This is a genomic window from Nocardioides humi (assembly GCF_006494775.1).
In the GTDB taxonomy this organism is placed as follows: domain Bacteria; phylum Actinomycetota; class Actinomycetes; order Propionibacteriales; family Nocardioidaceae; genus Nocardioides; species Nocardioides humi.
In genome coordinates, this window is sequence record NZ_CP041146.1 from 3,762,327 (window position 1) to 3,785,556 (window position 23,230).

Here is a 23,230-nt window from a genome sequence, read left to right on the forward strand (position 1 = left end):
CTCAGCCGACCAGGTGAAGGCCGGCCGACGCGGCGCCGGCGACCTCGGCGCCGGAGTCGACGGCGTCCTGGACCTCCTGCGGCAGGCCGGCCTCGACGCTGAGCAGGTGCAGCGGCCAGTTGCCGACCTGCCACACCCCGGCTGTGTAGAGCGCGGACTTGTAGCTGCCGCGGAGGTGCGCGAGCGCGGCCTCGGCGGAGGGCGCGTTCATCGACAGCCGCACGGTCGCGGTGTCGGTCGTGATGTCGACCTCGGGGAACATCCAGTCGAGACCGTGGCGGACCGACTCGCTGACGGCAACCGGATCCTCGACGGCGGGGAGGAACGCCGGCTTCGTCGCGCCGAAGCGCGCGGTGTACATCGACCAGCCCATGGTCATCGCCTTTCCTGGGTGCCCCGGCCGGGGCGTGGGTACGGGACCGGCCCGCTCGGTGTGAGCGGGCCGGTGAGCTCTCCGAGACGTCTCACTCCGAGGAGGGAGCCTCGATGATCCGGCCGTCGGGGAGGTAGATGACGCCCGGGTAGTCGGGGTCGGTGGCCGGGTTGTCGTTGGCCAGCAGCTCGAGCGCCTCGACCTTGTCCTCCTCGGTGAGGGGACGGGTGTTGGTGGTGAACTCGACCATGTTGCCGTCGGGGTCCTTGGTGTAGATCGAGGTGATGAACTCGTGCACGACCTCGCTGACCTTCTGGCCGGACGCGAGCCAGTGCTGCTTCTTGGTCTCGAGCTCGTCGAGATCCTTGACCTCGAACGCGATGTGGTTGATCCACCACGGCAGGCCCAGGCCCACGGAGATGGACGGATCCCAGTCGTCGGCCAGCTCGACGCCGTTGAGGTGCAGGTCCCAGAGCACGAAGTACGAGCCGGAACCGGGCGCGGTCTCGTAGAAGACGTGCTTGGTCCAGCCTGCCTTGGCGCCGCCCATGGCCTGGCGCTTGACGATCTTGACGAGCTCGAAGCCCATGACCTCGGTATAGAACTTGTGCGACACGTCGAAGTCCTTCGGCGTGATGGCGAGGTGGTGAATCACGGCGCCTCCTCCTGGAGATGGCGGGAGTACGGGTCCGGCCACGGCGGCTGGATCGACCGCGTCGGTCCGTGCCGACGCGATAGGTCGACGGTGCCACTCGACGAACCAAATGTCAAAGGCTTGACGTTTTTTCCTCGACGAGTCAGCGTTCGTCCATGACCACACGCGCTCGTCGCCCCTCGTCGCCGTCCGGCCTGCTCCGGTCCGTCGCACTGGTCCGCCGTCGCGCCGACCTCGACTGGCCGGAGTTCTCCCGGCACTGGCGCGAGGAGCACGCCGCGATCGCGAGGGCACTCGATGGCATGACCAGCTATGTGCAGGCCCACGCACGGCCCGAGCTGCAGCCCGCGGGGCTCCCGGCGTCATGGCGCTATGACGGCGCCGCTCTGGCCGGGTTCGCCGATCTGGACGCACTGGAGCGGATGCGCGCCGACGCCGGCTACCGGGCTCGGGCGGTGGTCGACGAGGCTGAGTTCGTCGACCGGGCGTCCATGGCTGCGGTGCTGCTCGTCGACGGGTGGGTGGAGCCGACGCCCGCGCCGGACCTGGTGAGTGCGAGCCTGCTGCTCTTCGTCCGGGGGGAGTGCCGGCTCGACCCGCAGGCAGGTCGGACGCTCGTCGCGGACCTGGGCGACGTCACCCGATCGGCCGTCGGATCTGCGTGGAGCCTGGCGCTGGACCGCGACCCCGGGCTCGCTCCCGGCGGAGGCGAGGCGCGGGCGTACGACGCACTGCTCGAGCTGTGGTTCACGGAGACCGTCGCCGCCACCGATGCCGCGGACCGCCTGGTCGCGGCGGCGCCGGCCTTTCCCGTCGGTGTCGCGGCCTGCCTGGTGACGAGGGAGAATCGGGTGGTGTGAACGCGCGCCGACGGTGGCCGCCGGGAGGCCATTGACCCGATAACCAGATGCTGTTAGGTTTTTGTTCGGCGTGACCGGCACCACACCTGCTGGACGCCCTCTCCGATCCCCCGAGACCAAGGAGTCCGCGTGGTCACGCATCTCACCGACTGGGTCGCCTTCAACGCCGTCCGCTTCGCCGACGAGATCGCGGTCGACAACCTCGACACCGGTGAGGAGCTGACCTGGGCCCGCTTCGCGGACCGGGTCGCCCGCCTCAGCACCGTCCTGCGGGACCAGGGCGTGGGCGAGGGCGACCGGGTCGGCCTGATCGCCGAGGACGACTGGCACATCCTCGCGGTGCAGTTCGCCTGCATCCGGATCGGCGCGATGTACGTCCCCTTCAACTGGCGGCTGACGTCCGGCGAGATCGAGGTCCTGGTCAAGGACGCCGAGCCAGCACTGATCCTGCACGACGGGACCTGGGCCGAGACCGCCCGCGGCCTGGCGCGCCAGCAGGGGATCGCGAGCCTGTCGTGGTCCTGCGCCGACGCCGAGGCGGACCTCGACGCGCTGCTGGACGCGGCGGCGCCGTACCGGGGACCCGGGCAGTACCGCGGCGACCAGTACACCCAGATGCTCTACACCTCGGGCACCACCGGGCTCCCGAAGGGCGCGCTGATCACGCTCGGTGGGATGGCCTGGCACGCGATGAACGTCCAGCACGAGATGGCGATCGGCGGGCCGCCCTCCCGCTACCTCAGCTCGCTGCCGCTCTTCCACGCGGCCGGGCTCAACGCGATCGCCAACCCGACACTGCTCGCGGGCGGCCGGGTCAGCATCCAGCGCCGCTTCGACCCCGCCGCCGCGGCCGCTCTCCTCGGCGCCGCGAGCCACGGGTTCACGAACTTCAACGCCGCTCCGGTGATGTATCGCGCGATCATGGAGGCGGCCGGCCCCGACGCCGACTTCTCCCACATCCGCGCCGGCATGGTCGGCGGCGGCGCGATCCCGGCCGACGTCGGCGCCTACTTCAGCGAGCGTGGCCTCGAGCTGCAGGCCGGCTGGGGCGCGACCGAGATGGGGCCGAGCATGACCCTGATGCCGAAGGCGTCCCGGGTCGCCAAGGCACACACCGTCGGCTTCCCGGTGCAGCACGTGCAGATCCGGGTCGTCGACCCGGTGACCAACCAGGACGTGGCTCCGGGAGAGGTCGGCGAGGCATGGGTGCGCGGTCCGTCCATCTCGCCCGGCTACTGGCGCCGCGAGGCCGACACCGACGCGGACACCCAGGCCGGGTGGTTCAAGTGCGGTGACGCGGTGTCGATCGACGACGACGGCTATGTCGCGCTGCGCGGCCGGTTCAAGGACATGTACAAGTCCGGGGGCGAGAACGTCTTCTGCGCCGAGGTGGAGCGGGTCATCGTCAGCCACCCGGCCGTCCAGGACGTAGCCGTGGTCGGCGTGCCCCACGAGCGCTGGGGCGAGGTCGGGTACGCCGTCGTGGTCGCCGAGTCCGGTCAGCTGGTCGACGAGGGCGACGTGCTCGCCCACGTCGCGGCCCGGCTCGCCAAGTACAAGGTGCCCACGCGGGTGATCGTCGTCGACGACTTCCCGCGCAATGTCACCGGCAAGATCCAGAAGAACGTCCTGCGCGACCAGATCGTCTGACGACGGTCGCCCCAAGAGGAGGAGCACTCGTGAGCGTCGACATCCAGGACCGGGCCGAGCAGGACCTCGAGCTGGTCTGGCAGCCCCTGACCATCAGGAACGTCACGCTGCGCAACCGGATCGTCCGCTCCGCGCACGGCACCGGCTTCGCGCGCGGCATGGTCACCGACACGCTCAAGCAGTACCACCTCGCGCGGGCGCGCGGCGGGGTCGCGCTCAGCTTCGGCGAGGGCGGCCAGGTGCACTGGAGCTCGCCGGGCTTCCTCGACCTGTCGAGCGACGCGGTCATCGACGGTCTCGCCGATCTCGCCTCGTCGGTGCAGGCGGAGGGGATGAAGTTCTTCCAGCAGCTGATGCACGGCGGCCCGACGCTCTACGCCCACGACGGCTCGGCGCCCTGGGCCGCGTCCGCGGTCACCGACCCGGTGCTGGGCATCGTGCCGCACCCGATGACCAAGGCCATGATCGACGAGGTGGTCGCGGGCTTCGCGGCTGCCGCGTCCCGGGTGCAGCAGGCCGGCCTGGACGGCGTGGAGATCCACGGCGGCCACAGCTACCTGTTCAGCTCGTTCCTCGCCCCCGGCACCAACCTGCGCACCGACGAGTACGGCGGTCCGCTGGAGAACCGGATGCGGATCCTGGTCGAGGCCCTGCAGGCCGTCCGTGCCGCGGTCGGTCCCGACTTCGTCGTCGGCGTGCGCCTCTCGCCGGATGGCGCCGACAATCTCACCACCGCCGACGACGTGGTCGCGGTGATGGGCCGGCTCGAGGACGCCGGGCTGGCCGACTACTTCAATGTGTCCTACGGCAGCCACTACCGCCGGTCCAAGCTGATCGGGATCACCCGTGAGCCGCACAACTACATGGTCGAGCAGGCCACCGGCGCGATCACCCGCGAGACCCGGCTGCCGACGATGGTCACCGGCCGGATCCTCACCATGCAGGACGCCGAGCGGATCCTGCGCAACGGCGAGGCCGACATGATCTCCATGGTCCGGGCGCTGATCGCCGAGCCCGAGATCGTCAGCAAGACGCAGCAGGGCCGGGCGGCGGAGATCCGCCCCTGCATCTCCTGCGACCAGGCCTGCGCGGGCGGGCTGACCAGCCGCGGGCTGATGGGCTGTGTCGTCAACCCGGCCTGCGGTCACGAGGCGCGGCGCGGCGACGCGCTGGTCCAGATCAGTCCGCGCCGCCGTACCGTCCTGGTCATCGGCGGTGGCCCGGCCGGCATGGAGGCGGCCCGCTCGTGCGCGCTCGCCGGCCACCGGGTCGTGCTCCACGAGCAGGCGGACCGGCTGGGCGGGCAGCTGAACCTGATCCGGCGCTCGCCGTCGCGCGCCGACGTCGCCGAGCTGCTGCCCTACTACGAGACCGAGCTGGCGCGGCTCGGCGTCGAGGTCGTGCTCGGCTCCGCCCTGCGGACCCGGGCCGACGTCGACGCGGTGGGCGCCGACCAGGTCGTGCTCGCGACCGGCGCGACCCCGCGGCGCGACGGCTTCCAGGCCTGGCGCCCGGGCGCGGCGCCGGCGGGTTTCGACTCGGTCCGGGTGCTCACCGGCTGGGACGTGATCGAGGGCGCCGAGATCGTGGGTCCGGTGCTGCTGGTCGACGAGATCGGCCACTACGAGTCGATCGACGTCGCCGACCTGTTGGTCCGAGCCGGTCACGCGGTGCACCACGTGACCCGGTTCTCGCACCTGGCCGCCAACATCCCCGTCGCCTACGACTACGCCGCGGCGCCCCACGCCGAGGAGCTCTTCAAGGGCGACTACGAGCTGCACACCCGCTCGCTGGTGCACGCGCTGGAGGCCGGCAAGGCGACGATCGCCCCGCTGGCCGCGCCGCATCGGCTGCGGGAGCTGGAGATCGGCACCTTCGTGTTCATGTCGGGCGCGGTTCCCGACGAGGAGCTGTACGCCGAGCTCGAGTCCGTCCCCGAGCTGTACCGGATCGGCGACGCGCTCGGTCCGCGCACGCTGGAGCCCGCGATCACCGAGGGCTCGCTGGCCGCCGAGCGGTTCGAGGCCGGCTGGGGCCGGGCGAGCTGGGTGCGCTACTCGGGCGGCAGCTCGGTCTGATGGCGCTGGACTCGGTCCTCGCCCCACTGCGGTTGGGGCCGTTGACGATCCGCAACCGGGTCGCGATCACCGCTCACATGACCGGATACGCCGAGCAGGGCCTGGTCTCCGACACCCTGGTCGACTACCTGCAGGCCCGGGCCCGGGGTGGGGTCGGGCTGATCGTCACCGAGGCCGGAGCCGTCCACGAGACCTACCGGCCGGCGTCCTTCCAGCTCTATCGGGAGGACGTCGGGCCGGGCCTCGCCCGGCTCGCCGAGGCGGTCCACGCCGAGGGCGCGGTGATCTTCGGGCAGGCCAACCACGGCGGCGCCGCGGCTCCGCCGCTGCCCGAGGGCCGGCCCGCGCTCTCGCCGTCCGACAACGACGGCATCTACGGCGCCCCGGCGCGGGCGATGAGTCGCGGCGAGATCCAGGAGATCCAGGACGCCTTCGTGCACGCCGCCCGGGTGTTCTCGGCCGCCGGCCTCGACGGCTGCGAGGTGCACGGCGCGCACCACTATCTGGTCAACCACTTCCTGTCGCCGCTCTACAACCGGCGCACCGACGACTACGGCGGCTCGCCGGAGAACCGGCTGCGGTTCGTTGCCGAGATCCTCGAGCGGATGCGTGCCGAGACCCGGCCCGGCTTCGTGCTCGGCATCCGGCTCAGCGCCGACGTCGGTCCCGGCGGACTGGACTCCCAGGGCCTGCTCGACGTCGGGCAGGCGCTCGCCGAGCGTGGCCTGGTCGACTACGTCGGCTTCTCGCTCGGTGGGCGCACCCCGGAGTCCTTCCCGCTGATGACCGGCGGCATGGAGCGCCCCGCCGGCTACGAGCTGGAGTGGAACGAGCGGGCCTCGCGTGCTCTCACCGTGCCGACCCTGGTGACCGGCCGCTACCGGACCCTCGCCGAGGCGGATGCCGCGATCGCCGGGGGCGCGGCCGACCTGGTCGGCATGACCCGGGCGCACATCGCCGACCCGGAGATCGTGCGGAAGACGATGGCGGGCACGCCCGAGCGGGTGCGCCCGTGCATCGGGTGCAACGAGTGCGTGCGCGCGATCATCACCCAGGCCGCGATCCGCTGCGCCGTGAACCCGGCCCTGCCCCGGGGCGGAGGCAGCGACGATGTCGCGCCGCCCGTCCGGCGGCACCGGGTCACCGTCGTCGGCGCCGGCCCGGCCGGCCTGGAGGCGGCCCGGGCGGCCGCGCTGGGCGGCCACCAGGTCACCCTTCTCGAGGCCGCGGACAGGCTCGGCGGTGTCGCCCGCCGGGCCTCCGAGCGGATCCCCAACGCCGGCGGTACCGCCGAGGCGATCGCCTGGACCGAGCGCGAGATCGCCCGGCTCGGGGTCGAGGTCCGGCTCGGTGCGTCCGCCGACGCGGAGCGGGTGCTCGCCACCCGGCCGGACCTGGTGATCGCCGCGACCGGCTCGCTCCCGCGCCACGACGCGCGGCAGACCGCCCGGCCGGGCGTGCTCGTGCCGGGCGGCGACCGGGCGCACGTCGTACCGGCGCGCGAGGTGCTGGACCTCGCGACCTTCCCCGCTGCCGCGGTGGTCGTCGACGAGCTGGGCGACTATCCCGCCATCGGCGTCGCCGAGCTGCTCGTCGCGAACGGCACCACCGTCCACTTCGTGACCTCGCTGCCCTCGATCGGCTATCCGATCGAGGCGACCGGCCGCCCCAGTCTGGCGCTCGCGCGACTGCGGCCCAGCGGTCGGTTCACCGCTCATCCGCTGGCGATGCTGGCCGAGGTCGGCGAGCACGACGCGACGATCGAGGACCTGATGGGTCACACCCGGCAGCGCCTCGTCGCCGACCTGGTGGTCATGGTGACCAGGCCCGCGCCGGCTCGCCCGGACTGGCTGACCGGCCTCGGCGTCCCGGTCGAGGTGGTCGGCGACGCGGTGCTGCCGCGGACGTACCGGACCGCGGTCCACGAGGGCCATCAGGCAGGTCTCCGGGTGGCGGAGCTGTGCGAGCGGGAGATGAGGGTGTCGTGACGGGTGTCGAGGTGGTGGAGGTCGGTCCGCGCGACGGCCTGCAGAACGAGGCGACCATCGTGTCGGTGGCCGACAAGGTGCGCTTCGTGGAGCTGGCCCTGGCCGCCGGTGTACGACGGATGGAGGCGGTCTCGTTCGTCCGTCCCGACGCCGTGCCCCAGATGGCCGACGCCGAGGCGGTGATGGCGCGGGTGCCGCGCCGCGACGACGTGTCGTACATCGGCCTGGTCCTCAACCGTCGCGGCTTCACCCGCGCCGTGGATGCCGGCGTGGACGAGGTGAACCTGGTGGTCGCGGCGAGCGAGTCCTTCAACCGGCGCAACCAGAACGCCGGGACCGAGGAGCTGGCCGCGATGGTCGAGGAGGTCGTCGCCGAGTCGGTGGCGGCCGGCCTGCCCGCATCGGTCACCATCGCCACCGCCTTCGGCTGTCCGTTCGAGGGCGAGGTGCCACCCGATGTCGTGGTGGACCTCGCTGCCCGAGCCGGCGTGGCCGGCGCGGTCGAGATCGCGGTCGCCGACACGATCGGGGTCGGGGTGCCGGGTCAGGTGCGCGTGCTGGTCGACGGCATCCGCTCGGTGAGCACGGCGCGGCTGCGCGCCCACTTCCACAACACCCGCAACACCGGCTATGCGAACGCCGTGGCCGCGGTCGACGCGGGGGTCGGTGTGCTCGACGCGAGCATCGGCGGGATCGGGGGCTGCCCGTTCGCCCCACGCGCCACCGGCAACATCGCCACCGAGGACCTGGTCTACCTGCTCGACCGGTCCGGCCTGCCGAGCGGTCTCACGGTGCCCGAGCTGGTCCGCGCCGCGGAGTTCATCGGTGAGCGGCTCGGGCATGCCGTACCCTCGCTCGTCTCCAAGGCCGGCGGGTTCCCGACAGGAGACGCGGCATGACGAGCGACCTGCCCGTGGTCCCGGAGAGCCATCGCGACCTGACCCGGCTGCTGACGGCCACCCTGGCCACCACCATGCCGGACGGCTCGATCCAGGTGACCGCCATCGCCTTCCACTTCGACGAGGAGAGCGGACTCTTCCAGATCTCCCTCAACGACAGCCGGCAGAAGGCGCGCAACCTGCGGCGTGACCCGTCGGCGACGCTCTTCGTCATCGACCCGGAGAACAAGTACCGCACGCTCGAGGTGCGGGCCCGGGCGCTGGTCGAGCCGGATCCGGACTTCGCCTTCGCGGCCCTGGCGGGTGCTCGCTACGGGCACGACTTCCACGACCTCGACGGGCCGGGGGAGACCCGGAGCAAGGTCACCTTCGTGCCACGGCGGATCGTGGCCACCGACCTCACCCCGGCGTGACGACCTGCGGCCGGCGGACCCGGAGGGCGCGCAGGCCGTAGGTGCTGAATCCGGACCGCGGCTCGGGCCGCCCGTCGACGGCCAGGTCCGGGAGGTGGTCGAGCAGGTGCTCCAGCACGACCTGGATCTCCAGCTTCGCCAGCGCCTCGCCGATGCAGCGGTGTCGGCCGTGGCCGAAGGTGAGGTGGCGGTGTACGCCGGGCCGGTCGGGGTCGAACCGCTCCGGGTCCGCGAACTGCTCGGGGTCGTAGTTGCCCGCGCCGAAGGTCAGCATCACCTTCTCGTGCGGCTGGATCCGCACGCCGCGCACCTCGACCTCCTGGCGCGCGGTCCGGCCCATGTTCCAGGCCGGCGGGTCCAGGCGCAGCGCCTCGTCGATCGCCGCCGGGAGCAGCGAGCGGTCGGTCGCGAGCCGGTCGAGGAGGCCGGGCTCGGTGAGAACGCGGTACACCGTGTTGACGATGCCGTCGACGGTCGTGCTGTGGCCGGCGATGATCAGCGCGTTGGTCAGGCCGCGCAGCTGGTCGAACGGAATCGGCCGCCCGTCGATCTCGCCGTTGACGATCTCGCCGAGGATGTCGACGCTGGGTCTGCCGATCCGCTGCTCCAGCTCGTCGGTGACCACCGCCTCGACGGCCGCCGCCGCGCGCCGGGCGCGGTCGGGGTCGGACCGGTCGGTGTTGGCGACCATCCACTCCTCGGTGATCTCGGAGACGTACTCCCACTGCTGGCGGAAGCCGAGGATCGCGGAGATCACCGAGGTCGGCACCCGCCAGGCCACCTCTCGCACCAGGTCGGCCTCGCCGCTCTCGCGCAGGCCCGCGAAGGCGTCCGCGACGATCGCCTCGATCTGCGGCCGCCAGCGCTGCAGCTGCTTGGCGGTGAAGTACGGCATCACGTGGCGGCGCCACGCGGTGTGCACGGGCGGGTCCAGCTCGGCGGGGATGGACCGCACGGCCATCGCCGGGCGGGGATGTTGTGCCCCTCCTCGACGGTGAAGGTCTCCCAGTCGTTGGCGGCCCGGGTGATGTCGTCGTACTTGGTCAGCGCCCAGTAGCCGCCGACCGCGTCGGTCCACGCGACCGGCGTCTCCCGCTGCAGCCGGCGCAGCGTCCCGAACAGGCGCGGCGCGAGCGCCGGGTCGGTGTTGTCGAAGTCGACCGTGTGCGGCGACTTGCGGTCCAGGTCCATCGGCTCACCCTTCGCTGAAATCAAACGGTGTTACGTTATCGAGGAGTGGCGCGGGTCACAAGACGTTCAGCGCCCGCGTTCGTCGACGGTGACGCCGGGACCTTGGGATGCGGCATCGCGTGCGCGGTCTCGAGCGGCTGCTCGGGCGCGGTGGCCAGCACGTGTGCGCACGCCTGCTCCCAGGCCGCGATCAGCCGGTCCTCCTGGGCGTAGTCGAAGCGCGCGTTGTAGGCCGGGTAGGCCGTCGCGGTGGGTGGGTTCGCCCGCAGCCAGTCGACCGTCTCGGCGAGCGCGACATCGGCGCTGACCACCTCGTGGTACCCGAGCAGCCGCTTGGCCTTGGTCGCGTCGACCAGCACGTGCGGTCCCGCGGTCGGCGCGAGCAGCTCGCCCATCGCCGACGGCGCGAGCTGGGCGGGAATGCCGACGATCTCCAGCTCGGCGCCGAGGAGGGCGACGATCCGCTGGACCCACTGCCGCGTCGTCTGCTGGTCGTCGTCGGCGACGTTGAACGCCTCGCCGGCCGCCGTCCCGGGGGAGTCGACCACCTTGAGCAGCACCTCGGCCGCGTTGCGCGCCGCGCACCGCGAGATCAGCCACAGGCCGTTGTCCGGCAGGATCATCCGGCGCCGGCCGTCCGCGATCCGCCGGATCACGGCCCACTCCCAGGGCACGATGTTGCGGGGGCCGTAGATCTGGGAGTAGCGCACCATCGTGGCGGCGTACCCGCCGGCGGCGCCCACGGCGAAGACCTCCCGCTCGGCCTCGACGATCTTGCCGGCGAAGGGCGAGACCGGCGGGTAGGCGTCGGCCAGCGGACCGTCCTCGCGGGCCAGGACCGCCATCCCATGGGGCCGGCTGTCCTCGGGGTCGAGGAAGCCGCGGTAGACCGGCACGCCACCGACGCCCACGAAGTGGCCGCATCGGCCGGCGAAGGCCCGGGCGACCGTGCGCAGCCGGCCGTAGAGGCCCAGCACCACGTCCCACTCCCGGTCGCCGGTCGCCTCGTCGAGCGTCTCGCGGAAGTGCGGGTCGGCGTGGATGTGCCGGACCTCGGGCAGGTCGGGTGGTTCGTGCACCCCGCGATGGAGGATCGTGACGTCGTATCCCCGGTCGAGCAGTCCCTGCAGCAGGTGGGGCCGGTGGGCCCGGTGCCTCCGACGACGAGTGCGCTCTTCATAACCATACGATATTGGGTTAATCTCGGGAGTGCGACCTGCTGGTCGCCTGTCGAGCCGAAGGAGAGAGCCATGAGCCGGGTCCGAGTCGAGTCGGGCAAGTGTGTGGGCCACGGTCAGTGCGCGATGATGGCGCCCGAGGTCTTCGACCTCGATGCCGACGGCTACGTGCAGGTGGTCGTCGAGGAGCTGGGCGAGCAGCAGGCGCTCGACGCTCGGGACGCGGCGCTCGCGTGTCCGGAGCAGGCCATCGCCGTCGTCGACTGAGTCGACTGAATCAGGGTCGGGCGGACGTCCTATCCTGGCCGGATGTCGGATGAGCGTGACCTCGGTGAGGTGCTGCACGACCGCCTGCTGGCGGAGGGGATCGTCGCGCCCGAGGCGGCCGACCGCACGGACCTCATCGTCAACCTGACCCGCTTCTACAACCGGCTCAGCCAGGATGCGGAGTCCGTGCAGCGACCGCTGGGCTGGAGCTGGGCCGGCTTCCGGATCATGAACCTGCTCTGGGCGGCCGGACCGATGGAGTCGCGCCAGCTGGGTCGGCTCGCCGGTTCCTCGCGGGCGACCATCTCCAGCCTGCTCAACACCCTGGAGCGCGACGGCCTGGTCGCGCGGGATCGCAGCGAGAGCGACCGGCGCCAGGTCATGGTCCGGCTGACCGACGACGGTCATGAGCGGATCCGGGCCGGCCTGCATGCCCAGGCGGAGCGGGACCGCGCCTGGTTCGGAGTGCTGAGCCCCGAGGAGCAGCAGACCATGCGGCATCTGCTCCGCAAGCTGGCCGACCAGCGGGTGCCCTGACCTTCCCCGTACCAATCAATGATTGTTTAATGAGGGGGCCGGCTCGCGTGGAGTCGGATTGCCGATGACGAGGGGCCCCGATGACCGACCTGCAGCAGCACCCGAGCGACGTCCTCCCCGCACGCGCGGACCTCGCGGACCTGCACCGCAAGATGCTGCGGATCCGGATGTTCGAGGACCGCGCGGCGACGTTCTACCGCGACGGCGTGATCCGCGGGTTCGTCCACCTCTCGGTCGGCCAGGAGGCGGTACCTGTCGGCACGGTGGCGGCCCTGCGGCCCGACGACGTGATCACCTCGACCCACCGCGGCCACGGTCACGTGCTGGCCAAGGGGTTGGACCTGACCGGCGCCTTCGCCGAGCTCTTCGGCCGTGAGACCGGCACGAACCACGGCCGGGGCGGCTCCATGCACATCGCCGACCCAGGGCTGGGCATCTTCGGGGCCAATGGCATCGTCGGCGCCGGCGTGCCCATCGCGGCCGGTGCGGCGACGGCCGCGCTGCTGCGCGGTGACGGCAAGGTGGCGGTGTCCTTCTTCGGTGACGGTGCGACCAGCACCGGCGCATTCCACGAGGGCGCGACCCTTGCCGGAGACTGGGGACTGCCGCTGGTGATGCTGTGTGAGAACAACCAGTTCTCCGAGTTCACCGGCACCCACATGAAGCGACCGGAGCTGATGGAGGCCCGGGCGGGTTCGTACGGCATGTCCTTCCACCGGGTCGACGGCAACGACGTCGTCGCTGTGGCCGACGCGCTCGAGCGGATCGTCGCCGACGTCCGGTCCGGGCGGGGCCGGCCTTCGTCGAGGCGGTCACCTTCCGGGCCCGCGGCCACTACGAGGGCGACCAGCTGAAGTACCGCGACCCCGACCTGGTCGCGGCCTGGGCTGAGCGGGACCCGATCCAGATCGCCGAGCAGCACCTCGCGGCCGCGGGCTGGAGAGCCGACGACATCGCGGCGGTCCACGCCTCCGTGGCCGCCGAGGTGGAGGCCGCGGTCGAGGCCGCGCTCGCGGGACCGGAGCCGGACCGGGGCAGCCTCTTCGAGTACGTGCGCACCACGCCGCGCACCGTCGCCGAGACGCCGCTCCCGACCGGGCCGGAGGCGCCCGAGCCGACCCGGTACAGCCGGGCGGTCAAGGCGGCGCTGCGCTACGAGCTCGAGCGCGACCCGTCGGTCTTCGTTGCCGGCATCGACGTCGGTGAGGGCGGCAACGTCTTCGGCCTGACCCGCGGCCTGGCCGCCGAGTTCCCGGGCCGGGTGCGGGACACCCCGATCGCGGAGACGGCGATCATCGGGGCCGGCGTCGGCGCCGCCATGGCCGGGATGCGCCCCGTCATGGAGATCATGTACGCCGACTTCCTCGGCGTGTGCCTGGACCAGCTGATGAACCAGGCGGCGAAGCTGCGCTACATGACGGGCGGCAAGGTCTCGGTGCCACTCACGATCCGCACCCAGTTCGGGGCCGGTCGGTCGTCCGGCGCGCAGCACTCGCAGAGCATCGAGGCGATGCTGGCGCACATCCCGGGGCTCCAGGTCGTGATGCCCTCGACGCCCGCGGACGCCTACGGCCTGCTGCGCAGCGCGATCCATGAGGACAGCCCGGTCGTGGTGATCGAGCACCGGCTGCTCTACGAGAAGTCCGGCCCGGGCTTCCACCCGGACCACGTCGTCCCCATCGGGAAGGCCGCCGTCCTGCGCGAGGGCACCGACGTCACGGTCGTGGCGGTGTCGCGGATGGCCCGGGAGAGCCTCGCCGTCGCCGAGGAGCTGGTCGCGGAGGGCATCTCCGTCGAGGTGGTCGACCTGCGCTCCGTGGCGCCGATCGACTGGGAGACCGTGCTGGGCTCGCTGGCGAAGACCAACCGGCTGGTGGTGGCTCACGAGGCCGTGTCGGACTTCGGCATCGGCGCAGAGATCGCGGCGCGCGCGGTCGACGAGGGTTTCTGGTCGCTCGACGCGCCGGTGCTGCGGGTGACGGCTCCCTTCACGCCGGCGCCCTACGCCCCGGCGCTGGAGCGGGAGTGGGTGGTCGGCCAGCGCCAGATCGCCGAGGCCGTACGGCGCACCGTCGACAGCGTCCCGTGAGCCTGCCGGCTCGCGGGGAACCGCGCGTGGTTCGGGGGTTGTGGCGGTGATCGGCGTCACTGTATGGTCACATCGACCAAACACCGTTTGATTAAGGAGCGCTGCTCATGCGTCGCATGCTGAGGCTCGTCCCGCTGTTCGCCCTTGCCCTGCCACTCGTCGCCTGCGGCAATGACGACACGGGCAGTGACGCCAACGGCCCCGTCAAGATCATGTCCATCGCGTCGTTCGAGAGCTCGACGTACTCGATCCCGCAGCTCAAGACCGCGATCCAGGCCTCGGTGGACGCGGTCAACGAGGACGGCGGCATCGACGGTCGCGACCTCGAGGTCCTGTTCTGCAACGACAAGTTCGACCCCAACGAGGCGACCGCCTGCGCGCAGCGCGCGGTCAGCGAGAAGGTCGTCGCGGTGGTCGGCGGCATGACGCCGCACACCGCAGCGATCGCGCCGGTGCTCGAGGCCGCGAAGATCCCGTTCATCGGACCCGGTGGTGGCGACGGCGTCGCGGAGAGCGAGCAGCCGGCGTTCTACCCGATCAACGCCGGCTCGACCGCGTTCGTGATCGGCGCAGGTCGCCTCGCCGTCGAGCGCGGCGGCCCCAACGTCGTGGTGGTGCCGATGGACGTCGGCTCCAGCCTGGCCAGCGTCGACAACGCCAAGCTCGGCATCGAGGGCGCCGGCGGCAAGATGACCCAGGTCGTCGCGCCGGCCACCGCCGCCGACTACAACCCGACCGCGCTCAAGGTCCTCGACCAGGACCCCGACGGCGTCGTGCTGACTGCTTCGGGCGACACCGCGACCCGGATCGTCGGCGCGTTGCGTGACAACGGGTTCACCGGCCCGATCACCGGCCCCGCCTCGATCGTGAACCCCGCCTCGATCAAGGCGCTCGGCGACAAGGCCGAGGGGATCGTCCTCGCCGGCCGTGGACTCCCGGCGTCGTACACCGAGAACGAGATGATCCAGAAGTTCAACGACGAGGTGCACGGGATCGACGCCGACGCCCCCATCGACGACATCAGCCTCAACGGCTGGCTCGCCGTACGCCTGACGGCTGCCGCGTTCGCCGGCCACGACATCACCGACGGCCAGTCGGCCATCGCCGCGCTCGCCGACATCAAGGAGCCGATCGACCTGTTCGGCATCTACCCGGCCTACCCGGGCCTCGGCGGCGGCGTGCCGCACGACGAGTACCCGCGGGTCGCGGTCTTCGAGGTGCAGCCGAGCACCATCGAGGGCGGCCACGTGGTCCCCGACGGCGAGTTCTTCGACCCGCTCGAGGGCTGAGCGACGATCTGCAGCCGGTGGTCGGGCGACGCCCGGCCACCGGCGCGCTTTGCCGACCCGGCACAGGAGGAGACGCCATGGCGACCGACCCCGCAGCGAACCGGCGACTGCTCGCCGCCCTGCGACCTTGGCTGCTGGAGCAGGGAGCCGACCCCGACGACGTGGTCGTGGACCACGTGTCCACGCCGACCAGCGGCGGCTTCTCCAACGGAACCTGGCTGTTCCGCGTCCAGTGGCCCGACGGCAGCGTCCACGAGAGCCGCGAGCTGGTGCTGCGGACGCCACCGGCCGGACCCACCTTCCTGCACCTGCCCACCCTGGACCTGCAGGGCGAGGTGATGGCCGCGCTGGGTGACAGCGCGGTGCCTGTGCCGCGGGTGCTGTGGCGCGGCCGCGAGGAGGACGACACGCCGTACCTGCTGATGGGGCGGGTCGCCGGCCGCCCGCCCGCGGACAGTCCGCCGTACACCGAGGGCGGCTGGATCCTCGACCTGCCGCCCGGGGCGCGGCGCCGGCTGCACGATGCGGCCGTCGAGGCGATGGCGGCGGTGCACGCGGTCGACCTCGCCGCGGTCGAGATCCCCTCGCTGGAGCGCCCCGAGCCCGGTCGTACGGCGCTCGACCTGCGGCTGGCCTTCTACGAGGCCTACTACGACTACGTCGCGCGCGAGCTGGGCTCGGCCCACGTCCACGTCGAGCGCGGCCTGGCCTGGCTGCGCGACAACCGACCCGCCGAGGAGGAGGACGCGGTGCTGAACTGGGGCGACTCCCGGTTCGGCAACCTGATCTTCGAGCCCGGCGGCACCGAGGTCGCGGCCCTCCTGGACTGGGAGTTCGCCTGCGTCGCGAGCCCGGCCCACGACGTCGCGCACTGGATGTTCGCGGACCGCTACTTCACCGAGGGCATCGGCGTCCCGCGGCCCGAGGGGTTCCCGACGGGTGCCGAGCAGCTGGACCACTACCGGGCGCTGACCGGGCGCGCGCTCGACGATCTGCCCTACTACGAGGTCGCGCTCGCGACGCAGAGCGCGATCAACGTGATGCGGGTGGCCCAGGTGTCGATCGCCGCCGGCTGGATGCCCGCGGCTCCCGGCGCAGGGATCGAGACCGGCAGCACCCTGATCCTGCGGCGGCTGCTGGGGGACCGGGTGGAAGGCGCCGCGACACACTTCGCCAAGAGCTGAGAGGTCAGCGGGCCGTCGGCAGATCCAGCCCGGACAGGAACTCGGCGGCTGCCGTGAGATAGGGGTGGTTCGGCATCGCCGAGACCATGTGCCCGACCTCCGGGATCTCGCGGAAGACGGCCTTCGGCGCCGCAGCGAGGAATTCCGCGACGGCGCCGGGACTGGTGACGTCGCTGCTCCCGCCGCGCAGCAGCAGAGTGGGCAGCTCGAGTCTACGGCTGGCCGCGAGCTGATCGGCGACCAGCTGGTCGCCGTAGGCGTCGAAACCCTCGTCGACGAGTGCCGGATCCCAGTGCCAGCGGTACCGGCCGTCCTCGCCGAGGACCAAGCTGCGCTCGAGGCCGCGTCCGGCGCGGGGCGTCCCCCCGACGTACGACGCCACGCGTTGCGCGGCATCCTCCAGGCTGGCGAAGCCGGCGGCGTGGTCGGCGGCGAACGCCCGAACCCGGTCGCGGCCGCCCTCCTCGAGACGAGGGACGACGTCGACGAGGACCAGTGCCGCGACGCGGTCGCGCACGGCCCGGTCGCGATGTCCGGCGACACTGAGCGCCGCGCCGCCGCCCAGGGAGGCGCCGATCAGCGCCGCCGGCCGGTCCAACAGCTCGAGCAGGGCGCGCAGGTCGGCGGCGTGGTCGGCGACGTCGTAACGGCCGGTGGGCGAGCGATCGCTGTCGCCGTGCCCGCGCAGGTCGTAGGTCACGACCTCGTAGCCCGCGGCCTGCAGCTCGGGCACTGCCGAGCGCCAGGCGCTCCGGTTCTGGAACCCGCCGTGCAGGAGGACGACGAGCGGGCCGGCGCCGGAGTGCCGCTCACCCACGAGCGTCGGCCCGCCGGGCGCCTGCCAGCGCAGCACGCTCACGCCAGGCTCCCGCCGTCGACGACCAGCTCGGATCCGGTGGCGTAGCTGCTCAGGTCCGAGATGAAGAAGTACGCCGCCCGGGCGATCTCCTCGGGCTCCCCCATCCGACCCAGGGGGATGGCCGCGCTGATCTGCCGCACTCGCTCGGGGTCGGCGTCGACGACGCCCGCGATCATCGGGGTGCGGATCAGCCCGGGCAGCACCGTGTTGACCCGTACCCCGTGGGGGCGAGGGCGCGGGCAGCCGTGCGGCTGAGGCCGCGCACGCCCCACTTGGTGCTGACATAGGCCAGGTCGGGGCTCTGGGCCGGCGGCATCCCCGCGGCCGAGGCGATGGTGACGATCGAGCCGGCTCCGGCCTCGCGGAGCCGGCGACCCACGACCTGCAGGCCGAGGAGCACGCCGTACTGGTTGACCCGGACGGTGCGCTCGAAGAGTCCGGGGTCCTCGGGCGAGTCGAGCAGATACTCGCTCTTCACGCCCGCGGCCGCGACCAGCCCGTGGATGCCGCCGAAGCGGTCCGTGGCCGCCTCGACAGCGCGGTGCCAGTCGGCGGGCTCGCCGACGTCGTGACGGACGAACAGCCCACCGACCTCCGCGGCGACCGCCTCCCCGGCAGCGACCTGGCGGTCGGACACCACGACGGAGAAGCCGTGGGCCGCCAGGGTGCGGCAGGTCGCGGCGCCGATCCCGCTGGCGCCGCCGGTGACGATGACGGCTCGTGCGGCCGCCGTGGGGTCGGTGTCGGCCACGGTCAGGACGCCAGCGGGTTGAAGAAGTCGCCGTCCAGCTTGACCGCGCCGTTCTCGACGACGCTCGGCACCGTGGCGAAGACGGGGACCCGCGCGTACTCCTCGGCATCCGGGGTGTCGGGGATCCCGGGGTAGTCCGGCACCGTGCCGAGCTCGATGGGCTCGTCGATGTCGCCGAACGCGGCGATCACCGAGGCGCCGTCGGTGATGTCGTGGCCCTTCATCACCGCGGCCAGCAGGGTCAGACCGGTCCAGGCGTTCAGCGCCAGGTCGTCGGGCTGCGCGTCCGGGTCCTCCGCGGTCATCTGCTCCACGAACTCCTTGACCTGCGGGATGTCCGTCGCGGTGGAGGGCACCACCCGGCTGGTCATCCGCACGCCCTCGGCGAACTCGCCGAGCGCCTCGAGGCTGGCGGGCGGGAACAGCGAGCCGGGCCCGGTGATCGCGCCGTCGTAGCCGGCCTGGCGCAGGCCTTTGACGACCTTGAGCGCGTCCTCGGTCACCACCTGGAGCGCGACGGCGTCCGGGTGCAGCTCGAGGATGCCGGCCACCGTCGCCGACACGTCGGGCGCGCCGAGCTTCATGGTCACCTTGGTCATCGTGGCGCCCGCGGCCTCGGCGCCTTTGATGGTCAGGTCGGCTCCGGTCTGGGACCCGTCGTTGTCGGAGGCGACGACCACGGTGTCGTCACCCGCCTCCGCGGCCAGCCGGCCGTTGCCGAGCGACATGCCGGGCGCGCCCGCATTGACCGGGAAGGAGATCGGGCTCTCGAGCTCGGGGGCGCCGGAGCTGGCGCTGCCGGCGACGAGCGGGATCTTCGCCTTCTCCAGGATCGGCAGGAACTGGGGGGAGAACGGCGACGCGCCGCCCACCACCGCGACGAAGCCCTCGGAGACCGCGCGCTGGGCGCAGGCGGTCGCCTCGTTGGGGTCGAACTTGTCGTTGCAGACGGTCAGCTCCACGTCGCGGCCGTCGATCCCGCCGTCGGCGTTGATCGCGGCGACCTTGGCCCGCAGGGCGGTCTCGATCTGAGGCGTGGAGAACACGGCGCTCTCGAAGGAGCCGATCGAGATGATCCTGATCGGTCCGTCCGCGGAGCCGCCGCTGCTATCACCACCCTCGTCGCCGCAGGCGGCGAGGGGAAGCGCGAGCGCGCTGGCGAGGAGCGTGGTGACGAGGCGACGAGGCATGAGCAACCCTTCTCGAATAATCCAACGCTGTTACGTTAGCTGTGGCGCCGATCACGTCGCAAGCCCCACTTCGCGGCCGTCGCGAGGGAGTCGCCTGGCCCGAAAACCCCGGAAGGTGCAGGGAATCGGCGTCGAATCGGAACCGGTTGCCGCGAGGGGCTGGACGAATAACCAAACAGCGTTACAATCGGATGTGCTCGGCGTCACAGACCATGCCGACCTTTTCCGCGGAGGACAGAGATGACAGTTCTTGCCCCTGAGACAGGCACGGGGAGCGTCGCGCTCAGTGCCCGCGGGCTGGTCGCCGGCTACGGCGACCTGGCCGTCGTACGCGACCTCGACGTGAGCGTGAGCCCGGGCGAGATCGTGGCCCTGCTCGGTCCCAATGGCGCGGGGAAGTCGACCACGCTGCTCACCCTCGCCGGCCAGCTGCCTCCCATCGCCGGAGAGATCACCTGGTTAGGCACGCCTCTCACCGGCGCACTGCACCGCCGGGCCCGGGCCGGCCTCGGGTTCGTGCCCGAGGAGCGCTCGGTGATCATGTCGATGTCGGTGCGCGACAACCTGCTGCTCGGCAGCGGCGGGATCGAGCCCGCGGTCGAGCTGTTCCCCGAGCTCGGCAAGCTGCTCGACCGCCGGGCCGGCCTGCTCTCGGGCGGTGAGCAGCAGATGCTGACGCTCGCCCGCGCGCTGGCGCGCCGGCCGCGGGTGCTGCTCGCCGACGAGCTGTCCCTCGGCCTCGCGCCGATCATCGTCGACCGGCTGTTCGCCGCGCTCCGGGACGCGGTGGGCGAGTTCGGCATCGGCGTGCTGCTCGTCGAGCAGCAGGCCCGGCGCGCGCTCGACGTCTCCGACCGCTGGTACCTCATGCGCCGTGGCGAGGTCGTCGCCGCCGGCGCCTCCGACGGCGGCCTGGAGGAGATCCAGCGCCTCTACCTCGCCGACCACGACGAGTCCGTCGCCAGCTGACCCCGGCCCTCCCGGCCGATCCCGCCCTCTCGCCGACCGCCCGTCACGGGCCTCGACACCTTCCTGGAGATCCTCCCATGGACATCCTTCGCTACGTCCTCATCGGTCTCGGCGCCGGTGCGCTCTACGCGCTGATCGCGCAAGGCCTGGTGCTGGTCTACCGCGGCTCCGGCATCCTCAACTTCGCCCAGGGCGGCTTCGTGATGGTGGGCGGCTACGCCTACTACCACGCGACCGTCGAGTTCGAGCTCCCCCGCTGGATCGGGCTCGTGTTCGCGGTACTCGTGGGCGCGGTCCTCGGGACCCTGGTCCAGGTGCTCGTGCTGCGGCCGATGCGCGAGTCCTCCGCGCTGCTGCGGGTGATCTCGACGCTGGCCGTGCTCATGGTGCTGGTCTCGGCCGCCGTGCTGATCTACGGCAGCGACCTCAAGTCGGCGCCGTCGCTGCTGCCGACGAAGAGCATCCAGGTCGCCTCCGACGTGTTCATCGGGGCGGACCGGATGATCCTGTTCTTCCTCGGCGCGCTGTCGACCGCGGTCTTGTGGTGGGTCTACCGGTACACGACCTTCGGCCGGGCCACCAGCGCCGTGGCGGAGAACGAGCTGGTCGCGGCCAGCCTCGGTCACTCGCCGGAGCGGATCGCCATCGTCAACTGGGCGATCGGCGCGGCCGTGGCCGCCCTCGCGGGCGCCCTGATCGCCCCGATCACCTATCTGCAGCCGCAGGTGCTGGCCATGTTGGTGATCCCGGCGCTCGCCGTCGGCCTGATCGCCAACTTCAACTCCTTCCCGATCGTCTTCGGCGGCGCCATCGGTCTCGGCGTCGTGGAGTCGCTGATGGCGCGCTATGTCAGCGCCCCGGGCTGGTCGGCCAGCGTGCCGTTCATCATCGTCGTGATCGTGATGGTGCTGCGCGGCCGCGGCATCCCGCTGCGCAGCCACGTTCTCGACCGGATGGCCGACGTCGGAACCGGTCGGGTCCGCTGGATCCCGACCGCGATCGGCTTCGCCGTGATGGCGTGGCTGTTCACCTCGGTGTTCGACATCGCCTGGACCAACGCCTTCACGGTGACCATCGGCTTCGCGATCCTCTGCGTCTCGATCGTGCTCGTGACCGGGTACGCCGGCCAGCTCTCCCTCGCGCAGTACGTGCTCGCCGGTTTCGGCGCCCTCGTCGCGGCGCGGCTGGTCGCGGACCAGGGCTGGCCGTTCCTGCTCGCGCTGGTCGGCGCCGTCGTCATCACCGCGCTGCTCGGCGTCCTGGTCGCCCTGCCTGCGCTGCGCACCCGGGGCATCAACCTGGCGATCGTGACCCTCGGCCTCGCCGTGGTGATCTTCAACATCGTCCTCAACAACACGGACTACTCCGGTGGCACCAGCGGCATCGTGATCCCGCCGATCACGATCTTCGGCCAGGACGTCAGTGGCCTGCTCGCGCCCGACCGCTACGGCATCATGGCGCTCGCACTGTTGTTCCTCGTCGCGATCGGCGTCCTCAACCTGCGTCGTGGCGCCGTCGGTCGCCGGCTGCTCGCGGTGCGCAGCAACGAGCGTGCTGCGGCCTCGCTCGGGGTGAGCGTCTTCGCCGCGAAGCTGTTCGCGTTCGGCGCCGCCGCCGGCATCGCCGCGATCGCCGGAGTCGTGCTCACCTTCCGCAGCTTCAGCGTCGTGACGATCAACTTCGACACCTTCAACTCGATCAGCGCGGTCGCGATGACCGTGGTCGGCGGCGTCGGGTACGTCGGCGGCGGTGTCGTGGGCGGCACCCTGATGCCGTCCGGCGTGGGCTCCGAGCTGCTCCACAACGTGGAGTCGATCGAGTCCTGGCTGCCCCTCATCAGCGGAGTCATGCTGCTGGTGATCCTGGTCCAGAACCCGTCGGGCCTGTGGCAGATGAATGTCGACATGGTCAAGGGCCTCGCGCACCGGTTCCGCCGGGCCAAGCCGGCGCCGGTCGTCTCGGAGGCCGCGGTCGAGGAGCGGGTCACGCCCGAGCCGGTGCGCGCCCGTCGGCTCGTCGTCGACGGGGTCCGGGTCCGCTTCGGCAACGTCGTGGCCGTCGCCGACGCCTCCTTCGTGGTCGAGCCCGGCACGGTCCACGGCCTGATCGGGCCCAACGGCGCCGGCAAGACGACCGTCATCGACGCGGTGAGCGGCTTCGTGCGCTGCGACGCGGGCCGGGTCGAGCTGGACGGCGCCAACCTCACTCGGATGACGCCGCAGGCCCGGCTCGCGGCCGGTCTCGGGCGCTCGTTCCAGTCGCTCGAGCTGTTCGAGGACCTGACACTGCGCGAGAACCTGGCCATCGCCAGCGAGGCGTGGAGCCCGCTCAAGTACGCCTCCGACTTCGTCGCGCCGGGCGCCATCAAGCTCAACGGCGCCGCCCTGGCTGCCGCTCAGGAGTTCGACCTGATGGCCGAGCTGGACCTGAAGCCCGGCCAGCTCTCCATGGGCCACCGCCGGCTCGCGGCGATCGCGCGGGCCGTGGCGAGCACCCCGTCGGTGCTCTGCCTCGACGAGCCGGCCGCCGGCCTGAGTGACGCCGAGGCCCAGAACCTGGCCCGGCTGCTGCGCAAGCTCGCGCAGGAGTGGGGGATGGGCGTGCTGCTGGTCGAGCACAATGTCGACATGGTGCTCGCCGCCTGTGACGAGGTCACGGTGCTCACCGCCGGCGCCGTGCTGATGAACGGCACGCCGAGCGAGGTGCGCCACGACCCGCGGGTGCTGGAGGCCTACCTGGGTGGGGATGCCGAGGACGACCCCGACGGTCGCGTGGCCGAGGCGCTGGTCGCCGAGGTCGGCTGAGCCGGC

The 23,230-nt window shown here is 71.9% G+C and carries 21 protein-coding genes and 1 pseudogene; 14 read left to right on the forward strand and 8 right to left on the reverse strand.

The annotated features are described in order from the left end of the window. Position 1: 1 nt before the first annotated feature. Both FIV44_RS18335 and FIV44_RS18340 read right to left on the reverse strand, forming a co-directional pair. Positions 2-379 carry a hypothetical protein gene (locus tag FIV44_RS18335; RefSeq protein ID WP_141005701.1) on the reverse strand — a complete coding sequence of 126 codons (378 nt, stop codon included), beginning with the start codon at positions 377-379 and terminating at the stop codon, positions 2-4. 85 nt (positions 380-464) lie between these two features. Further along, entirely contained in the window at positions 465-1,028 is a 564-nt protein-coding gene (locus FIV44_RS18340) for a VOC family protein (RefSeq protein WP_219996076.1), read from the reverse strand. 155 nt (positions 1,029-1,183) lie between these two features. Between FIV44_RS18340 and FIV44_RS18345 the strand changes: the two genes are divergently transcribed. The 6 genes from FIV44_RS18345 (at position 1,184) to FIV44_RS18370 (ending at position 8,916) form a co-directional block, all read left to right on the forward strand. Continuing rightward, entirely contained in the window at positions 1,184-1,888 is a 705-nt protein-coding gene (locus tag FIV44_RS18345; RefSeq protein WP_141005702.1) for an EthD domain-containing protein, read from the forward strand. A gap of 129 nt (positions 1,889-2,017) precedes the next feature. Then, positions 2,018-3,538 carry a class I adenylate-forming enzyme family protein gene (locus tag FIV44_RS18350; protein ID WP_141005703.1) on the forward strand — a complete coding sequence of 507 codons (1,521 nt, stop codon included), beginning with the start codon at positions 2,018-2,020 and terminating at the stop codon, positions 3,536-3,538. Between the two features lie 29 nt (positions 3,539-3,567). Continuing rightward, positions 3,568-5,616: an oxidoreductase gene (locus tag FIV44_RS18355; RefSeq protein WP_141005704.1), complete on the forward strand. Its 2,049-nt coding sequence runs from the start codon at positions 3,568-3,570 to the stop codon at positions 5,614-5,616. Next, positions 5,616-7,604, forward strand: coding sequence for an oxidoreductase (locus FIV44_RS18360; RefSeq protein ID WP_141005705.1), 1,989 nt, complete (start codon positions 5,616-5,618; stop codon positions 7,602-7,604). The genes FIV44_RS18355 and FIV44_RS18360 overlap by 1 nt, the downstream gene beginning before the upstream one ends. Next, the gene (locus FIV44_RS18365; protein WP_219996077.1) at positions 7,601-8,503 is read left to right on the forward strand and encodes a hydroxymethylglutaryl-CoA lyase; all 903 of its coding nucleotides are present in this window, start codon (positions 7,601-7,603) and stop codon (positions 8,501-8,503) included. The genes FIV44_RS18360 and FIV44_RS18365 overlap by 4 nt, the downstream gene beginning before the upstream one ends. Next, positions 8,500-8,916, forward strand: a complete 417-nt coding sequence (locus FIV44_RS18370; protein WP_141005707.1) for a TIGR03618 family F420-dependent PPOX class oxidoreductase — start codon at positions 8,500-8,502, stop codon at positions 8,914-8,916. The genes FIV44_RS18365 and FIV44_RS18370 overlap by 4 nt, the downstream gene beginning before the upstream one ends. Here FIV44_RS18370 and FIV44_RS18375 read toward each other — a convergent pair. From FIV44_RS18375 to FIV44_RS18385, 3 genes are read right to left on the reverse strand one after another with little or no spacing between them, the layout of a single operon-like run. Further along, positions 8,903-9,877, reverse strand: a complete 975-nt coding sequence (locus FIV44_RS18375) for a cytochrome P450 (protein ID WP_181410683.1) — start codon at positions 9,875-9,877, stop codon at positions 8,903-8,905. The genes FIV44_RS18370 and FIV44_RS18375 overlap by 14 nt on opposite strands. Then, a complete protein-coding gene (locus FIV44_RS18380) occupies positions 9,811-10,107 on the reverse strand; it encodes a hypothetical protein (protein WP_141005709.1) in 297 nt (98 codons plus the stop codon). The genes FIV44_RS18375 and FIV44_RS18380 overlap by 67 nt, the downstream gene beginning before the upstream one ends. 35 nt (positions 10,108-10,142) lie before the next feature. After that, positions 10,143-11,186: an NAD-dependent epimerase/dehydratase family protein gene (locus FIV44_RS18385; protein WP_219996078.1), complete on the reverse strand. Its 1,044-nt coding sequence runs from the start codon at positions 11,184-11,186 to the stop codon at positions 10,143-10,145. A 171-nt stretch (positions 11,187-11,357) separates the two neighbouring features. Here FIV44_RS18385 and FIV44_RS18390 point away from each other — a divergent pair, with 171 nt between their 5' ends. From FIV44_RS18390 to FIV44_RS18410, 6 genes are all read left to right on the forward strand, one after another. Then, positions 11,358-11,552 carry a ferredoxin gene (locus tag FIV44_RS18390; RefSeq protein WP_141005710.1) on the forward strand — a complete coding sequence of 65 codons (195 nt, stop codon included), beginning with the start codon at positions 11,358-11,360 and terminating at the stop codon, positions 11,550-11,552. 42 nt (positions 11,553-11,594) lie between these two features. After that, complete coding sequence (locus tag FIV44_RS18395; protein WP_141005711.1) at positions 11,595-12,089, forward strand: MarR family winged helix-turn-helix transcriptional regulator; 495 nt, start codon at positions 11,595-11,597, stop codon at positions 12,087-12,089. Between the two features lie 80 nt (positions 12,090-12,169). After that, positions 12,170-12,943 (forward strand): thiamine pyrophosphate-dependent dehydrogenase E1 component subunit alpha, encoded by a 774-nt coding sequence (locus FIV44_RS31445; RefSeq protein ID WP_219996079.1) that lies wholly within the window; start codon positions 12,170-12,172, stop codon positions 12,941-12,943. A 119-nt stretch (positions 12,944-13,062) separates the two neighbouring features. Then, positions 13,063-14,178, forward strand: a complete 1,116-nt coding sequence (locus FIV44_RS31450) for an alpha-ketoacid dehydrogenase subunit beta (protein ID WP_219996080.1) — start codon at positions 13,063-13,065, stop codon at positions 14,176-14,178. 107 nt (positions 14,179-14,285) lie between these two features. Continuing rightward, on the forward strand, positions 14,286-15,467 hold the full coding sequence (locus tag FIV44_RS18405; RefSeq protein WP_141005712.1) for an ABC transporter substrate-binding protein: 1,182 nt from the start codon (positions 14,286-14,288) through the stop codon (positions 15,465-15,467). 77 nt (positions 15,468-15,544) lie between these two features. Beyond that, positions 15,545-16,651: a phosphotransferase family protein gene (locus tag FIV44_RS18410; RefSeq protein ID WP_141005713.1), complete on the forward strand. Its 1,107-nt coding sequence runs from the start codon at positions 15,545-15,547 to the stop codon at positions 16,649-16,651. Between the two features lie 4 nt (positions 16,652-16,655). Here the strand turns inward: FIV44_RS18410 and FIV44_RS18415 are convergent, their stop codons facing one another. The 3 genes and pseudogenes from FIV44_RS18415 to FIV44_RS18425 all read right to left on the reverse strand — a co-directional run bounded on the left by FIV44_RS18415 (position 16,656) and on the right by FIV44_RS18425 (position 19,451). Then, positions 16,656-17,510 (reverse strand): alpha/beta fold hydrolase, encoded by an 855-nt coding sequence (locus tag FIV44_RS18415; RefSeq protein ID WP_181410684.1) that lies wholly within the window; start codon positions 17,508-17,510, stop codon positions 16,656-16,658. Beyond that, a pseudogene (locus tag FIV44_RS18420) lies at positions 17,507-18,261 on the reverse strand (SDR family NAD(P)-dependent oxidoreductase). The gene FIV44_RS18415 and the pseudogene FIV44_RS18420 overlap by 4 nt, the downstream one beginning before the upstream one ends. Before the next feature lie 2 nt (positions 18,262-18,263). Further along, on the reverse strand, positions 18,264-19,451 hold the full coding sequence (locus tag FIV44_RS18425; protein ID WP_141005716.1) for an ABC transporter substrate-binding protein: 1,188 nt from the start codon (positions 19,449-19,451) through the stop codon (positions 18,264-18,266). A 240-nt stretch (positions 19,452-19,691) separates the two neighbouring features. Between FIV44_RS18425 and FIV44_RS18430 the strand changes: the two genes are divergently transcribed. Together FIV44_RS18430 and FIV44_RS18435 are read left to right on the forward strand one after the other, a co-directional pair. Next, the gene (locus FIV44_RS18430; RefSeq protein WP_141005717.1) at positions 19,692-20,420 is read left to right on the forward strand and encodes an ABC transporter ATP-binding protein; all 729 of its coding nucleotides are present in this window, start codon (positions 19,692-19,694) and stop codon (positions 20,418-20,420) included. Between the two features lie 77 nt (positions 20,421-20,497). Then, the gene (locus FIV44_RS18435) at positions 20,498-23,224 is read left to right on the forward strand and encodes a branched-chain amino acid ABC transporter permease/ATP-binding protein (protein ID WP_141005718.1); all 2,727 of its coding nucleotides are present in this window, start codon (positions 20,498-20,500) and stop codon (positions 23,222-23,224) included. Positions 23,225-23,230: the final 6 nt, after the last annotated feature.

Excerpts from the sequence above, each read along its gene's own strand:
- FIV44_RS18335 (WP_141005701.1), bottom strand. The coding sequence starts at position 379 with ATGACCATGGGCTGGTCGATGTACACCGCGCGCTTCGGCGCGACGAAG.
- FIV44_RS18345 (WP_141005702.1), top strand. The coding sequence starts at position 1,184 with ATGACCACACGCGCTCGTCGCCCCTCGTCGCCGTCCGGCCTGCTCCGG.
- FIV44_RS18360 (WP_141005705.1), top strand. The coding sequence starts at position 5,616 with ATGGCGCTGGACTCGGTCCTCGCCCCACTGCGGTTGGGGCCGTTGACG.
- FIV44_RS18370 (WP_141005707.1), top strand. The coding sequence starts at position 8,500 with ATGACGAGCGACCTGCCCGTGGTCCCGGAGAGCCATCGCGACCTGACC.
- FIV44_RS18375 (WP_181410683.1), bottom strand. The coding sequence starts at position 9,877 with ATGGCCGTGCGGTCCATCCCCGCCGAGCTGGACCCGCCCGTGCACACC.
- FIV44_RS18380 (WP_141005709.1), bottom strand. The coding sequence starts at position 10,107 with ATGGACCTGGACCGCAAGTCGCCGCACACGGTCGACTTCGACAACACC.
- FIV44_RS18390 (WP_141005710.1), top strand. The coding sequence starts at position 11,358 with ATGAGCCGGGTCCGAGTCGAGTCGGGCAAGTGTGTGGGCCACGGTCAG.
- FIV44_RS18395 (WP_141005711.1), top strand. The coding sequence starts at position 11,595 with ATGTCGGATGAGCGTGACCTCGGTGAGGTGCTGCACGACCGCCTGCTG.
- FIV44_RS31445 (WP_219996079.1), top strand. The coding sequence starts at position 12,170 with ATGACCGACCTGCAGCAGCACCCGAGCGACGTCCTCCCCGCACGCGCG.
- FIV44_RS18405 (WP_141005712.1), top strand. The coding sequence starts at position 14,286 with ATGCGTCGCATGCTGAGGCTCGTCCCGCTGTTCGCCCTTGCCCTGCCA.
- FIV44_RS18410 (WP_141005713.1), top strand. The coding sequence starts at position 15,545 with ATGGCGACCGACCCCGCAGCGAACCGGCGACTGCTCGCCGCCCTGCGA.
- FIV44_RS18425 (WP_141005716.1), bottom strand. The coding sequence starts at position 19,451 with ATGCCTCGTCGCCTCGTCACCACGCTCCTCGCCAGCGCGCTCGCGCTT.
- FIV44_RS18430 (WP_141005717.1), top strand. The coding sequence starts at position 19,692 with ATGACAGTTCTTGCCCCTGAGACAGGCACGGGGAGCGTCGCGCTCAGT.
- FIV44_RS18435 (WP_141005718.1), top strand. The coding sequence starts at position 20,498 with ATGGACATCCTTCGCTACGTCCTCATCGGTCTCGGCGCCGGTGCGCTC.